This is a genomic window from Sporichthya sp. (genome assembly GCF_013815995.1).
Taxonomy (GTDB): Bacteria; Actinomycetota; Actinomycetes; order Sporichthyales; family Sporichthyaceae; genus Sporichthya.
This window is the reverse complement of record NZ_JACDFE010000007.1, coordinates 1-13,649: the sequence shown is the minus strand read 5'-3', so window position 1 is coordinate 13,649 and position 13,649 is coordinate 1. Positions and strand designations below refer to the sequence as shown.

Sequence of the window (13,649 nt, the reverse complement as noted above, 5' to 3'; positions counted from 1 at the left end):
GGCGTTGCGCTGGCTGCGCGAGCGTGTTCCTCACGCGGCCCCGGGGCCCGCCTACGCGATCGAGACCGCGAACAGCCAGCCCAGGTTCTTGCGCGGGAACTTGGCGGTGCCGGAGGCCAGGACGGTGGTCGAGCAGTCCGAGTCGACGTCGACCTTGGTCCACTTCACCCGGTCACCGTTGCTGCCGTACGTGACCGTGACCCGCTCGCCCTTGCTGGAGGAGAACGTCTCCTTGTGACCCTTGGTCACCGCGACGGCGTTGCGGACCTGGGGCCAGACATCCTTGACCGCGGCCCGGATGTCGTCCTGGTCCCCGGCGTCGCCGGTGCCGTACCTGGCGCTCAGCGTCGAGGCCTTCACGATCTCGACGGTGTGCTTGCCCGGCTTGGTGAACGTGATCTTGGCACCCGGGACCGGGATGAAGACCCGCTTGTGCCCGCTGATGTTGATCTTCACGCCGTCCAGGCAGGCCGCCGACGCAGAGCCTGCAGCGGCCACCGGGACTGCGATTGCGGAAGCGACGAGGGCGGCGGCAACGAGGCCGGCCGAAGGGGCGGCGAGAGACATGGGTGCGCTCCTCACGTGGGGTGACGCACGCACAGCCTAGGCTGGCCCCCCGTGTCCGGAACCCCTTCGCCAGAACCCGCCGAGCCCTCCGCGGGAGCGCTGTCGGCGGCGCAGCGCCGCGCGGTCTCCGAACTGCTCAAGGCGGCCCCGGTGGCGGTCGAGCTGGCCGAGCGCTTCGCCGCCGCCGGTGAGCAGCTGGCGCTGGTGGGTGGCTCGGTCCGCGACGCACTGCTCGGCGGTCTGGGTGCGGACCTGGACTTCACCACCTCCGCGCGGCCGGAGAAGACGGGCCAGCTCCTGCGCGGCTGGGCCGAGTCGATCTGGGACGTCGGGGCGGCCTTCGGGACCATCGGTGGCCGCAAGGGAGAGTTCGCCCTGGAGATCACCACCTACCGGACCGACGCCTACGACCGGACCTCCCGCAAGCCCGAGGTCCAGTACGGCACCAGCCTGGCCGAGGACCTGATCCGCCGGGACTTCACGGTCAACGCGATGGCGGTCGAGCTGCCCGCGATCCGGTTCGTCGACCCCTTCGGCGGCCTGTCCGACCTGGCCGCCGGCGTGCTCCGCACCCCGCGCAGCCCGGAGGAGTCCTTCTCCGACGACCCGCTGCGGATGATGCGGGCCGCCCGGTTCGCCGCCAAGCTCGGGCTCGCCATCGACCCGGCGGTGCACGCGGCGATGCTGGCGATGGCCGACCGGATCGAGATCGTGTCCGCCGAGCGGGTGCGCGACGAGCTGGTCAAGCTCATGTGCGCGCCGTACCCACGGCGCGGCCTGGAGGTCCTGGTCGAGACCGGGCTGGCCGAGCGGGTCCTGCCCGAGGTGCCCAAGATGCGCTTGGAGATCGACGAGCACCACCGGCACAAGGACGTCTACGAGCACACCCTGACGGTCCTCGAGCAGGCCATGGCGCTGGAGGAGGCGGGCCCGGACTTCACGCTGCGCTTCGCCGCGCTCATGCACGACGTCGGCAAGCCGCGCACGCGGCGCAACGAATCGGGCGGGCGGGTCAGCTTCCACCACCACGAGGTGGTCGGGAAGAAGATGACCGAGGCGCGGATGAAGGCGCTGCGCTTCGACAAGGCCACCACCGAGGACGTTTCCCGCCTGGTCGAGCTGCACCTGCGCTTCCACGGCTACGGGAGCGGGGAGTGGACCGATTCAGCGGTGCGCCGCTACGTGACCGACGCCGGGGACCTGCTCCCGCGGCTGCACAGATTGACCCGCGCGGACTGCACGACGCGCAACAAGCGCAAGGCCGCCGCACTTGCGAAGTCCTACGACTCTCTCGAGGGGCGCATCGCCGAGCTCGAGCAGCTGGAGGAGCTGGCCTCGATCCGGCCGGCCCTGGACGGGAACGAGATCATGACCGAACTCGGGCTCCCGCCCGGGCCGCTGGTCGGCGAGGCCTACAAGTTCCTGCTCGAACTCCGGATGGACGTGGGCCCCATGGGGCAGAAAGAGGCTAGGGCGGCATTGCACGCCTGGTGGGCGGAGCGTTCTGGACCGTGACGCGTCGGCAATAGGGCAGTAACCGATGAGCGGACATTCCCCTCGAATTCGGCGTGTGATCTGTGAAAGGCATTCCGAACCGGTAACAGCCCCTGCCCGTGCGTTGGTCGGGCGGCCTACGGTGCGGTCACTGGCCGATTGACCTCGGCAGATGTAGAACGATGCACAAAGGCGCACGGCCTGGCAGAGGAGCGAATGGATGAGAACGCACAAGCGCGGATATCAGGTCGTGGCGTTGGCTCTGGCCGGAATGCTGCTAGCAGCCGGCTGCGGAGGCGATGACGACGACAGCGCCGGCGACAGCCCGGGCGGGTCCACCAACGGAGAGGTCGCGGGGTCGATCGCGGTCCGTAGCTGCAAGCCGCAGAACCCGCTGATCCCGACCAACACCAACGAGACCTGCGGCGGCAACATCCTTGACGCCGTGACGGCCAAGCTCATCCGCTACAACCCGGACGACGGCAGCCCGGAGAACGACATCGCCGAGTCCATCACCAGCAAGAACGCCATCGACTACACGATCAAGATCAAGCAGGGCATCAAGTTCCACGACGGCACCGAGGTCAAGGCCAAGAACTTCGTCGACGCCTGGAACTACGGCGCCTACGGCCCCAACGCCCAGCTGTCCTCCTACTTCTTCGAGGTCATCAAGGGCTACAAGGAGACCTCGGCGGAGAAGTCGAAGGTCGAGGAGATGTCCGGCCTGAAGGTGGTCGACGACTACACCTTCACCGTCAAGATGGACACCAAGAACTCGACGTTCCCGCAGCGGCTGGGCTACACCGCGTTCGCGCCGCTGCCGGACTCGTTCTTCGCGGACGACGGTGCGGCCTTCGGCAAGCTGCCCGTCGGCGCCGGCCCCTACAAGATGATCACGGCGGACCCGAACCGGGAGTTCGTGCTCGAGGCGGTCCCGGGTTACGACCGCGTCGGCCCGCCGGTCGTGAAGACCGTGACCTTCAAGGTCTTCCAGGACGCCACCGCGGCCTACAACGAGGTCGTGGCCAACCAGCTGGACATGACCGACGAGATTCCGACCTCGGCGCTCACCGACCTGGTCTTCAAGCAGGACCTGAACGAGCGCTTCGTCGAGCGCGTGGTCGGCGTCTTCCAGGCGATCAACTTCCCGTCGCCGAAGGCGGACAAGTCCTACGACAACATCAAGCTGCGCCAGGCGATCTCGATGGCGATCGACCGCCAGCAAGTCATCGACGTGGCCTTTGCCGGCACCCGCGAGCCCGCCACCGGGTGGGTGTCGCCGGTGGTCGACGGCTACAAGGCCGGGGCGTGCGACCCGTACTGCACGTTCGACCCGGACGAGGCCAAGAAGCTCTATAAGGAGGCCGGCGGCCACGACGGCCCGATCCGGATCGGCTTCAACGGCGACGCCGACCACAAGCCGTGGGTCGAGGCCACCTGCAACAGCATCAAGAACACGCTCGGGGCGGAGTGCCTGGCCACGCCCACGGTGGACTTCGCCACCTTCCGCACGGCGATCACCGCCCGGGAGCAGAAGGGCCTGTTCCGGGCCGGCTGGCAGATGGACTACCCGTCGATCGAGAACTTCCTGGCCCCGCTCTACGGTACGGGCGCCGGCTCGAACGACGGCGACTACAGCAACAAGGCGTTCGACAACAAGCTGCGCGAGGCCGCGGCCCTCACGGACCCGGCGGAGCGCAACGCCGCCTACCAGGCCGCGGAGCTGATGCTGGGGAAGGACATGCCGTCGATCCCGCTGTGGTACAGCAAGGAGTTCATCGGCTTCTCCAACAAGATCGCCTCGATGAAGCAGACCGTGTTCGGGACGTACGACCTCAGCTCCATCGTGCTCAAGTGACCGACCGCGCCTGATCGACCGTCACGTACCGGCCCACCACCTTTTTGAGGCGGTGGGCCGGTCGCATAGCAGGCCAGGCGCGGGGAAGCACCGAATGCATTGACGATTCGCCTAGGCTGAGTCGACTCAAGCCAGTTCTACGGGTCGCCCGATCCCTTCAGACAGGACTTGCACCATGGGTCGCTACACGGCGCGCCGCCTGATGCAGATGATCCCGGTCGTCCTCGGCGCGACGTTCATCGTGTACGCGCTCGTCTACGCCCTGCCGGGTGATCCGCTGGCCGGCAAGTGCGGCCAGCGCCCGTGCCCAGACGCCTACATCGCGAAGTACACCGAGCAGTTCAACCTCGACGACCCGCTGCCGGTGCAGTACGTCAAGTACCTCGGCAATCTCCTGCAGGGCGATTTCGGTGAAGCCGTCAACGGGGAGAAGGTGCTCGACCAGATCGAGCGGACCTACCCGACGACGATGAAACTCGCCCTCGTCGCGATCATGTTCGAAATCATCATCGGGATCGGCGCCGGGATCATCTCCGGGATCCGGCGCAAGGGGATCTTCGACTCCTCCGTGCTCGCCGTCACCCTGGTGCTCATCGCGGTGCCGGTGTTCGTCACCGGCACCTCGCTCCAGTGGTTCATCGGGGTGAAGGCGGGCTGGCTGCCGGTGACCGCAACCGACGGCACCTGGAGGCAGCTGATCATGCCGGGGTTCGTGCTCGCGGGGCTCTCCCTCGCGTACGCCGCCCGGATCACCCGGACCAGCCTGGCCGAGGTCATGCGGGCGGACTACATCCGTACCGCGAAGGCCAAGGGCCTGCCGCGGAGCCGGGTGGTCGGCGTGCACGCCCTGCGGAACTCGATGATCCCGGTGGTCACGTTCATCGGCGCCGACTTCGGCACCCTGCTCGGCGGCGCGATCATCACCGAGGGCATCTTCAACATCGACGGGGTCGGCGGGCTGATCTACCGCAGCATCGGCCTGCGCGAGGGTGCGACCGTCACCGGCGTGGTCACCGTGCTGATCCTGATCTTCCTGCTGGTGAACCTGTTCGTCGACCTGCTCTACGCCGTCCTTGACCCGAGGATCCGCTATGAGTGACTCGCAGGCGATGCTCGGCGGCATCGGCGGGCCCGAGCCCGACCCCGGCGCCCGCCCGGACATCCCGGCCCCGCCCGGAACCGAGGCCAAGGCGCGATCCCTGGGCCGCGACGCCTGGGAGGACCTGCGCAAGAGCCCGGTGGTCATCGTCTCGGGCGTGCTGATCCTGATCCTGGTGGTGATGGCCGCCTTCCCCGGTCTGTTCACCGGCGTGGACCCGAAGGAATGTCTGCTCAATCGCAGCCGGCAGAAGCCGTCCGGCGACGCCTGGTTCGGCTACGACCTGCAGGGCTGCAACATCTACGCCCGCACCATCCACGGCGCGCGGGCATCGATCACGGTCGGCGGACTGGCCGCTCTGATCGTGACAGTCGTGGGCGTCGGGCTCGGCATGCTGGCCGGGTTCTACGGGGGCGGGATCGACACGATCATCTCTCGGCTCACCGACATCTTCTTCGGCATCCCGTTCCTGCTTGGCGCGATCATCGTGCTGACCTCGTTCCCGTCCGGCGACTCCCGCAATTTCTGGCTCCCCGTCAGCAAAGTGGTGCTCGCGCTGGCGGTGCTGGGCTGGACCAACATCGCCCGGATCATGCGCGCGCAGGTCCTGCAGGTGAAGGAAGCGGACTACGTGCACGCCGCCCGTGCCTTGGGGGCGCCCACCTCGCGGATCTTGCGCGTGCACGTGCTGCCGAACGCGATCCAGCCGGTGATCGTCTACTCCACGATTCTGCTGGGCGCGTTCATCGGGACCGAGGCCGCGCTGTCCTATCTCGGCATCGGGCTGCAGCCGCCGGCGGTGTCCTGGGGCATCGACATCAGCGCCGCCCAGGAATACATCCGGACCTCGCCGCACATGCTGCTGTTCCCCAGTCTCTTCCTGTCCGTGACCGTGCTCGCCTTCATCATGATGGGCGACGCGGTGCGGGACGCCCTCGACCCCAAGCAGCGCTGAGCACGGTCAGGAGATCGCCAGTGCCCAACTCCGGCAGCGAGTCTGCCCCGGCGTTCGATCTGAACGTCGGGGCCGGGGAACCCCTGCTCGAGGTCGTCGACCTGCACGTCGAGTTCCGGACCCGGGAAGGCATCGCCAGGGCGGTCAACGGTGTGAGCTACAGCGTGAAGCCCGGCGAGACGCTGGCCGTGCTGGGTGAATCCGGGTCGGGCAAGAGCGTGACCGCGCAGGCGATCATGGGCATCCTCGACACCCCGCCCGGCTACATCACCAAGGGCGAGGTGCGCTTCTGCGGCCAGGACGTCCTGACGCTGCCGGAGGAGGACCGGCGCAAGTTGCGCGGCGCCTCGATGGCGATGATCTTTCAGGACGCCCTGAGTTCGTTGAACCCGGTGTTTTCCGTGGGTTGGCAGATCGGCGAGATGTTCCGGGTGCACGAGGGCATGTCGCGCAAGGAAGCGAAGCTGAAGGCGATCGAGCTGCTCGACCGGGTCCGGATCCCGTCGGCCAAGGACCGCGTCGGGGACTACCCGCACCAGTTCTCCGGTGGCATGCGGCAGCGCGTGATGATCGCGATGGCGATCGCGCTCAACCCACGCCTGCTCATCGCGGACGAGCCGACCACCGCGCTCGACGTGACCGTGCAGGCCCAGGTGATGGACCTGCTGGCCGAACTGCAGCGCGAGTCCGGAATGGGGATGATCCTGATCACCCACGACCTCGGCGTCGTCGCCGACGTCGCCGACATCTGCGCGGTGATGTACGCCGGCCGGATCGTGGAGCACGCCGACGTCCACGAGCTCTACGCCAACCCGGCGCACCCGTACACCAAGGCGCTGCTCGGCTCGATCCCCCGACTGGACCTCAAGGGCCAGGAGGTGGCGGTGATCAAGGGCCTGCCGCCGACCCTGACGAACCTGCCGACCGGGTGCGCCTTCCACCCGCGGTGCAGCTACGTCAAGGACCGGTGCCGATCCGAGGAACCGCCGCTGTACTCGGTGAACGAGCACCGCGACAGCGCCTGCCACTACTGGGAGGAGGTGCTCGATGGCAGCCCCGAGTAAGAAGTCCAGTGATGTGGTGCTCGAGGTCCGGGACCTCGTCAAGCACTTCCCCCTGACCCAGGGCGTCGTTATCCGGCGCGCGATCGGCGCCGTGCAGGCGGTCGACGGCGTGAGCTTCGACCTCCACAAGGGCGAGACCCTCGGGCTGGTCGGCGAGTCCGGCTGCGGCAAGTCGACCGTGGCCAAGCTGCTGATGGGCCTGGAGAAACCGACGTCGGGGCACGCCTACTACGGCGGCGATGACATCTTCACCCTGCAGGGCCAGGCGCAGCGCCGGTTGCGTCGTCAGATCCAGCTCGTCATGCAGGACCCATACTCCTCGCTGAACCCGCGCATGACGGTCGCCGACATCGTCGGGGAGCCGTTCGAGATCCACCCCGACGTCGCGCCGAAGGGCGATCGACGGGCCAAGGTGCGCGACCTGCTCGACGTGGTCGGGCTGAACCCCGAGCACATCAACCGTTACCCGCACCAGTTCTCCGGCGGTCAGCGGCAGCGCATCGGCATCGCCCGGGCGCTCGCGCTGCGCCCGGAGATCATCATCTGCGACGAGCCGGTCTCGGCCCTTGACGTCTCCATCCAGGCTCAGGTGATGAACCTGTTGGAGAAGCTCCAGGACGAGTTCTCGCTGTCCTACCTCTTCATCGCGCACGACCTGTCGGTGGTGCGGCACCTCTCCGACCGGGTCGCCGTGATGTACCTGGGGCGGATCGTGGAGATCGGGACCGACCTCGAGATCTACGACCACCCCACCCACCCGTACACCCAGGCTCTGCTCTCCGCTGTGCCGGTGCCCGACCCGACCATGCGCGGCCAGCGTCAGGTGATCCGGTTGCAGGGCGACGTGCCCAGCCCGGCCAACCCGCCGTCAGGCTGTCGGTTCCGGACCCGGTGCTGGAAGGCCAAGGAGATCTGCGCCGACCAGACCCCGGCGCTCGAGGTGCGGGTCGCCGGTCATCCGAGCGCGTGCCACTTCGCCGAGGAACGCGACATCGTGCACGCCACCGTCGAGGCGGGAGAGGTGGCCCCCATCGTCGTGGGCCCGAACGAGGATGAGGCCGACTAGGGCGGGCTAGGGCGTCTGCAGAATCGCGGCGGACGGGGCCTGTGCCGGGGCCGGGTGCTTGAGCGCGCACCGCAGGAACAGCACGGCCGTCACGGCGTAGCCGACGCTGACCGCGGAGAGCAGCGCGTAGGACTTGCCGGACTCCGGCATCACCAGCGAGGCGACCGCGGCCGCGGCGACGAACGCGGAGTTGAAGAGCATGTCGTAGAGCGCGAACACCCGGCCGCGGAAGGCGTCCTCCACCGATTCCTGCACGATCGTGTCGACGCAGAGCTTCACCGATTGCGCGGCGGTGCCGAGGAGGAAGGCACCGAGCACCAGCGGCGGGGGCTCGTACGGCGCGGCCAGCGCGAAGCCGAATACCGCCGCAGCGGAGAGCGCGCAGACGATCCAGGCCGGCTTGCCGATCCGCTGGGTGATCGGCGGCGTGATCATCGCCGCCACGAAGAAGCCGGCGCCCGCAGCGCCGAAGACCAACCCGAGGCCACGCATCGCGGAGTCGGTGCCGTGCGCCGGGTCGTTGAAGTAGTTGCGGTAGAGCAGCAGGGTCGCGATCGTGCCGGTGCCGTAACAGAACCGCTGGGCAGCCATCACGCCGAGGCTGTTGCGGGCCATCGGGCGGGCCCAGACGTGCCGGCCGCCGTCGAGCAGACCGGACGCGACGCCGCGCAGTGCCTGGCCCGCCGACATCGCCGGGATCTTGCCGTGCGGGCCGAGCAGGTCGCGCTGGATGCGCCGGGCGAGCAAGGCCGAGCACAGGTACCCACAGGCCGCAGCCAGGATCAGGGCGGCGTCGGTGCCATGCCCGCCGCGCATGCCCTGGTGCAACGCGAGGCCGAGACCACCGCCGGCGAGTGAGGCCATCGTCCCCGAGGTCGCGGAGACCGAGTTGGCCATGATCAGTTCGTCGCGCTCGACCACGTGCGGCAGCGAGGCGCCGAGCGCGGTCAGGTAGAAGCGGTTGATCGAGATCGCGACCAGGGCAGCGATGAACAGCGGCGCCCCGGTCGCGCCGCTCCACGCCAGCATCGCGACGATCCCGACCAGGACCGCGCGGACGAGGTTGGCCCGCACCAGGACCTGCCGGCGGCGCCAGCGGTCGAGGAAGACTCCGGCGAACGGGCCGACGAAGGTGTAGGGCAGCAGCAGGGTGGCCAGCGCCGCGGCGGCCGCGCCGGCGTCCGCCTGGCGCTCCGGGGCGAAGAACACGTACGAGGCCAGGGCCATCTGGAACATGCCGTCGGAGGCCTGGCCGGCCAGGCGGGTGAAGTACAGCTTCCGGAAGTCCCGGTGCTGCACCACCGAACGGAAGTCCGACGGGAACGACACATTTCGAGGCTAGATTCGCCTGGCTTCTTCCGTGGCCGCTTCGCTGTTCGCAGAGCTTGCCATGACGTTTTCGTTCCCTTCATCCTGGCGCTCATCGCGCCAGAACGCCGACTGCCAGTACAGGCCGGCGGTCACCAGGTACCCGATGCTGACCCCCACCAGCAGCGGGTAGGACTTTCCGGAATCGGGCATCGCGAGCGCGCCCAGGCCGGCGGCGGCCACGAAGGCCAGGTTGAACACCGTGTCGTAGACGGCGAAGACCCGGCCGCGGTAGGCGTCGGTGATCGACTCCTGAACGATCGTGTCCACACAGATCTTTACCGTCTGGGTGGTGACACCGAGCACGAAGGAGCCGGCGATCACCAGCGGCGAGGTGTACGGGATCCCGAACGCGAAGCCGAGGACGCCGGCGGCGACCAGGGCCCAGACGATCAACTTGGGCTTGCCGATCCGGCCGCTGACCGGCGGGGTGAGCAGGGCGGCCAGGAAGTAGCCGAGCGCGCCGGCGCCGAAGACCACGCCGAGCTCGGCCATCGCCTGGTCGCCGTCGGCGTCCGGATCGTTGAAGTGGTTGCGGTAGAGCAGGATCGCGGCCAGCGCCGCCATCGCGTAGCAGAAGCGCAGCGAGGTGGTCGCGGCCAGCGCATTGCGGGCCGGTGCCTTGTGCCAGATGTGTTTGGTGCCGTCGATCAGGCCAGCGGCCACGTGTTTGACCGCCTCGCGCACAGCCGGCGCAGCGTCGATGAGGTCCGGGCCCAGCAGGTCGCGCTGCATCCGGGTGGCCAACACCGCCGAGCTCAGGTAGGCGGTCGCGGCGAGGGCCATGGTGATCGGGTCGCCGTGCGCACCGCCCAAGGCGCCGGCGCCCAGGCCGATCCCGCCGCCGACCATGGCCGCGATCGACCCGCCGGTGACGCTGATCGAGTTGGCCATGATCAGTTCGTCGCGTTCCACCACGTGCGGCAGCGACGCGGACAACGCGGCCAGGTAGAAGCGGTTGACCGAGAGCGCGACCAGGGCGCCGGTGTAGAACACCGGACCGGTGATGTCCTGCCAGGCGATCAAGGCGACCAGCCCGACGATCACCGCTCGGGCGATCGACGCCCCGACCAGGACCTGGCGCCGGCGCCACCGGTCGAGCAGCACCCCGGCGAACGGGCCGACCACCGTGTACGGCAGCAGCAGGACGGCGAAGGTGGCCGCCGCCGAGGAGGCGGTACCCGCCCGTTCCGGGGAGAAGAACACGTAGGAGGCCAGCGCCACCTGGAACATGCCGTCGGCCGCCTGCGAGGACAGCCGGGTGGCGAAGAGCTTCCGGAAGTCGGCGTGCCGCAGCACGGTGCGCAGGTCGGCGGCGGAAGACACCCGAAGAGGCTACGTCGGGATCTGAAGTGCGCCAGACCGCTTGAGGAAATCCCGGACGAACACGTGGATCTTCCACATTTCGGGCGGGTCCAAGCTTTGTCCCACCCGACAACGCGACGAGGCCGACCCCGGGTAGGGGTCGGCCTCGTCGGAACGGTTCAGCGGGTGGGGCTGGGCGCGATGATCAGCGCTCGAGCTCGCCCCGGATGAAGCCCTCGACGGCGCGGTGGCACTCGTCGTCCGCGTACTGCTCGGGCGGGGACTTCATGAAGTAAGAGGACGCCGAGAGCAGCGGGCCGCCGATGTTGCGGTCGAGGGCGATCTTCGCCGCGCGGACCGCGTCGATGATGACGCCGGCCGAGTTCGGCGAGTCCCAGACTTCGAGCTTGTACTCCAGGTTCAGCGGGGTGTCGCCGAAGCTGCGGCCCTCGAGGCGGACGTAGGCCCACTTGCGGTCGTCGAGCCACGGCACGTGGTCGCTCGGACCGATGTGCACGTCGGCGTTGCGCATCTCGTGCGGGATCTGCGAGGTGACCGATTGGGTCTTGGAGATCTTCTTCGAGGTCAGGCGCTTGCGCTCCAGCATGTTCTTGAAGTCCATATTGCCGCCGAAGTTGAGCTGGTACGTGCGCAGCAGCTCGACGCCGCGGTCCTCGAACAGCTTGGCCATCACGCGGTGGGTGATGGTCGCGCCGACCTGGGACTTGATGTCGTCACCGACGATCGGGACGCCGGCGTCGGTGAACTTCTGCGCCCACACCGGGTCGGAGGCGATGAAGACCGGCAGCGCGTTGACGAAGGCGACCTTCGCGTCGAGGCAGCACTGCGCGTAGAACTTGTCGGCGATCTCCGAGCCCACCGGTAGGTAGGAGACGAGCACGTCGACCTTGGCGTCCCTGAGCGCCTGGACGACGTCCACCGGCTCCTCGTCGGACTCATCGACGATCTCGCGGTAGTACTCGCCGAGCCCGTCGTGGGTCGGCCCGCGCTGGACGATGACGCCATTCGGCGGCACGTCGGCGAACTGGATCGTGTTGTTCTCCGAGGCGCTGATCGCCTCGGACAGGTCGCGACCGACCTTCTTGGCGTCCACGTCGAACGCAGCGACGAACTCGACGTCGCGGACGTGGTAGGCGCCGAACTGCACGTGCATCAGGCCGGGGACCCGCTGGCTCGGGTCGGCGTCCTTGTAGAACTCGACGCCCTGAACCAGGGACGAGGCGCAGTTGCCGACGCCAACGATTGCTACGCGAACCGAACCCATGGCTGGGTGCTCCCTTACTTCGGAATCTCTGAGGTGGTGCGGGTGGGGGTGGGGATGGCCGGGCGAGGTGCGGCGCGCTCGGTATCGATCAGCTCGGTGAGCCAGCGCACCTCCCGCTCGACCGACTCCAGGCCGTGGCGCTGGAGTTCGAGCGTGTAGTTGTCCACGCGTTCCCGGGTCCGGGTGGCCGCGGCGCGAAATCCGTCCAGACGCTCCTCAAGGCGGCCCCGTCGCCCCTCCAGGATGCGCAGGCGGACGGCGGCGTCCGTACGGGCGAAGAAGGCGAAGCGGACGCCGAAGTTGTCGTCCTCCCACTCCTCCGGTCCGGATGCAGCCAGGAGTTCGGAGAAGTGGTCCTTACCGTCCGCAGTGAGTGCGTAGACGATCTTGGCGCGCTTGCCGAGGGCGGAGACGTCGGGGTCGGGTGCCTCCTCGGCGATCCACCCGGCCTGCAGCATCCCCTTGAGGCAGGGGTAGAGCGAGCCGTAGGAGATCGCGCGGAAGGTCCCGAGCAGCGTGTTCAGCCGCTTGCGCAGCTCGTAGCCGTGCATCGGAGACTCATGCAGGAGGCCGAGGACCGCGACCTCGAGCACTCCGGTGCGCTTGCCCATGCGATCCACCTCCTTACCGCTCGAATGTTCGGTTTCGATAGATCGAGCGGATGTATCGACTCGATATAACGAATGCGAGATGGACCCTACGACGGCGGTGGCCGAAAGGCAAACTCCTGGCGTCCCCGGCGTGTCCGCGCCGCGGGGGTGACGGGCTGATCACGAGGCGGTCTCGACCTCCGGCGGACCCCCGGCTGACAAAGCTCTGCGGCGTACATTGCTCGCCATGTGGTCCCAGCGTCTGCACGTCGACTACGCGCTCCAGCGGCGCGCGACGTTGCACGCGCTGAACTCGGGCGGATCGATGACCCTGACCGACGTCTGCGACGCCGATACCTACCTGCTTCAGGCCGCCAAATTCCACGGGGAACCGACCGAGATCCTGTGCCCGATCTGCCGGAAGGAACCGCTCACGCACCTGACCTACGTGTTCGGGGACGAACTGGGGCAATACTCCGGACGGATCAAGGCGACGCGCGAACTCGAGCCGATGGCGCGAGAATTCGGCGAGTTCCGGGTGTACGTCGTGGAGGTCTGTCGTGGCTGCGCCTGGAATCATCTGAGTTCGTCGTTCGTCCTGGGGGACGGTGTGCCGCGCAGCCGCGGCCACCGGCGCCGGGCCGCGGAGGAGTAGGGACAGTGGCGCCGAAGAATCCGTTCCGCCGGCCGGCAGACAATCAGCCGGAGGGACCGCTGTCCGCCGAGGACAAGTGGTTCCGACCCGACTCGCCTCCGCCGGTCAAGAGCGCCGGGAAACCGAAGCCGCGCAGCACTGCGGCGCGCGTTGACGACGAGACCGGCCCGCAGCCGCCAGTGGCTGCCGACGCGCCCACCGAGTCGTTCACCCCGCCGCCGAACTGGCTGGAGGACAAGGGCGAGCAGAGCGACGCGAAAGCCGCGACCAAATCGGCGGCGGCCGCGGCCGTCGGCGCCGGTGGCGGCAAGGCGCCGGTGAAGGGCGCCGGCAAGCCGGGCGC

At 68.4% G+C, this 13,649-nt stretch carries 12 protein-coding genes and 1 pseudogene; 8 read left to right on the top strand and 5 right to left on the bottom strand.

Annotated features, from left to right (window positions below):
- Positions 1–51 precede the first annotated feature (51 nt).
- Positions 52–567: a hypothetical protein gene (locus tag H0X00_RS01790; RefSeq protein ID WP_293766971.1), complete on the bottom strand. Its 516-nt coding sequence runs from the start codon at positions 565–567 to the stop codon at positions 52–54.
- 51 nt (positions 568–618) lie between these two features.
- Between H0X00_RS01790 and H0X00_RS01785 the strand changes: the two genes are divergently transcribed.
- The 6 genes from H0X00_RS01785 to H0X00_RS01760 all read left to right on the top strand — a co-directional run bounded on the left by H0X00_RS01785 (position 619) and on the right by H0X00_RS01760 (position 8,103).
- Positions 619–2,082 carry a CCA tRNA nucleotidyltransferase gene (locus tag H0X00_RS01785; protein WP_293766970.1) on the top strand — a complete coding sequence of 488 codons (1,464 nt, stop codon included), beginning with the start codon at positions 619–621 and terminating at the stop codon, positions 2,080–2,082.
- 199 nt (positions 2,083–2,281) lie between these two features.
- Positions 2,282–3,919, top strand: a complete 1,638-nt coding sequence (locus H0X00_RS01780; RefSeq protein ID WP_293766969.1) for an ABC transporter substrate-binding protein — start codon at positions 2,282–2,284, stop codon at positions 3,917–3,919.
- Between the two features lie 175 nt (positions 3,920–4,094).
- Positions 4,095–5,018, top strand: coding sequence for an ABC transporter permease (locus H0X00_RS01775; RefSeq protein ID WP_293766968.1), 924 nt, complete (start codon positions 4,095–4,097; stop codon positions 5,016–5,018).
- Positions 5,011–5,973, top strand: coding sequence for an ABC transporter permease (locus H0X00_RS01770; RefSeq protein WP_293766966.1), 963 nt, complete (start codon positions 5,011–5,013; stop codon positions 5,971–5,973). Before H0X00_RS01775 ends, H0X00_RS01770 begins: the two co-directional genes overlap by 8 nt.
- Positions 5,974–6,032: 59 nt before the next feature.
- Complete coding sequence (locus tag H0X00_RS01765; protein ID WP_367186391.1) at positions 6,033–7,037, top strand: ABC transporter ATP-binding protein; 1,005 nt, start codon at positions 6,033–6,035, stop codon at positions 7,035–7,037.
- Complete coding sequence (locus H0X00_RS01760) at positions 7,021–8,103, top strand: ABC transporter ATP-binding protein (RefSeq protein ID WP_293766964.1); 1,083 nt, start codon at positions 7,021–7,023, stop codon at positions 8,101–8,103. The genes H0X00_RS01765 and H0X00_RS01760 overlap by 17 nt, the downstream gene beginning before the upstream one ends.
- Positions 8,104–8,109: 6 nt before the next feature.
- Here the strand turns inward: H0X00_RS01760 and H0X00_RS01755 are convergent, their stop codons facing one another.
- The 4 genes from H0X00_RS01755 to H0X00_RS01740 all read right to left on the bottom strand — a co-directional run bounded on the left by H0X00_RS01755 (position 8,110) and on the right by H0X00_RS01740 (position 12,672).
- Positions 8,110–9,432 carry an MFS transporter gene (locus H0X00_RS01755; RefSeq protein ID WP_293766963.1) on the bottom strand — a complete coding sequence of 441 codons (1,323 nt, stop codon included), beginning with the start codon at positions 9,430–9,432 and terminating at the stop codon, positions 8,110–8,112.
- Between the two features lie 9 nt (positions 9,433–9,441).
- Positions 9,442–10,797, bottom strand: coding sequence for an MFS transporter (locus H0X00_RS01750; RefSeq protein WP_293766962.1), 1,356 nt, complete (start codon positions 10,795–10,797; stop codon positions 9,442–9,444).
- A gap of 184 nt (positions 10,798–10,981) precedes the next feature.
- The gene (locus tag H0X00_RS01745; protein ID WP_293766959.1) at positions 10,982–12,061 is read right to left on the bottom strand and encodes an inositol-3-phosphate synthase; all 1,080 of its coding nucleotides are present in this window, start codon (positions 12,059–12,061) and stop codon (positions 10,982–10,984) included.
- Positions 12,062–12,075: 14 nt separating this feature from the next.
- Complete coding sequence (locus H0X00_RS01740) at positions 12,076–12,672, bottom strand: PadR family transcriptional regulator (protein ID WP_293766957.1); 597 nt, start codon at positions 12,670–12,672, stop codon at positions 12,076–12,078.
- Between the two features lie 226 nt (positions 12,673–12,898).
- On the opposite strand from H0X00_RS01740, the gene H0X00_RS01735 reads away from it, so the two are divergent.
- Positions 12,899–13,306, top strand: a complete 408-nt coding sequence (locus tag H0X00_RS01735) for a DUF5318 family protein (RefSeq protein ID WP_293766954.1) — start codon at positions 12,899–12,901, stop codon at positions 13,304–13,306.
- 5 nt (positions 13,307–13,311) lie between these two features.
- A pseudogene (locus tag H0X00_RS01730) lies at positions 13,312–13,649 on the top strand (hypothetical protein); the annotation flags it as partial.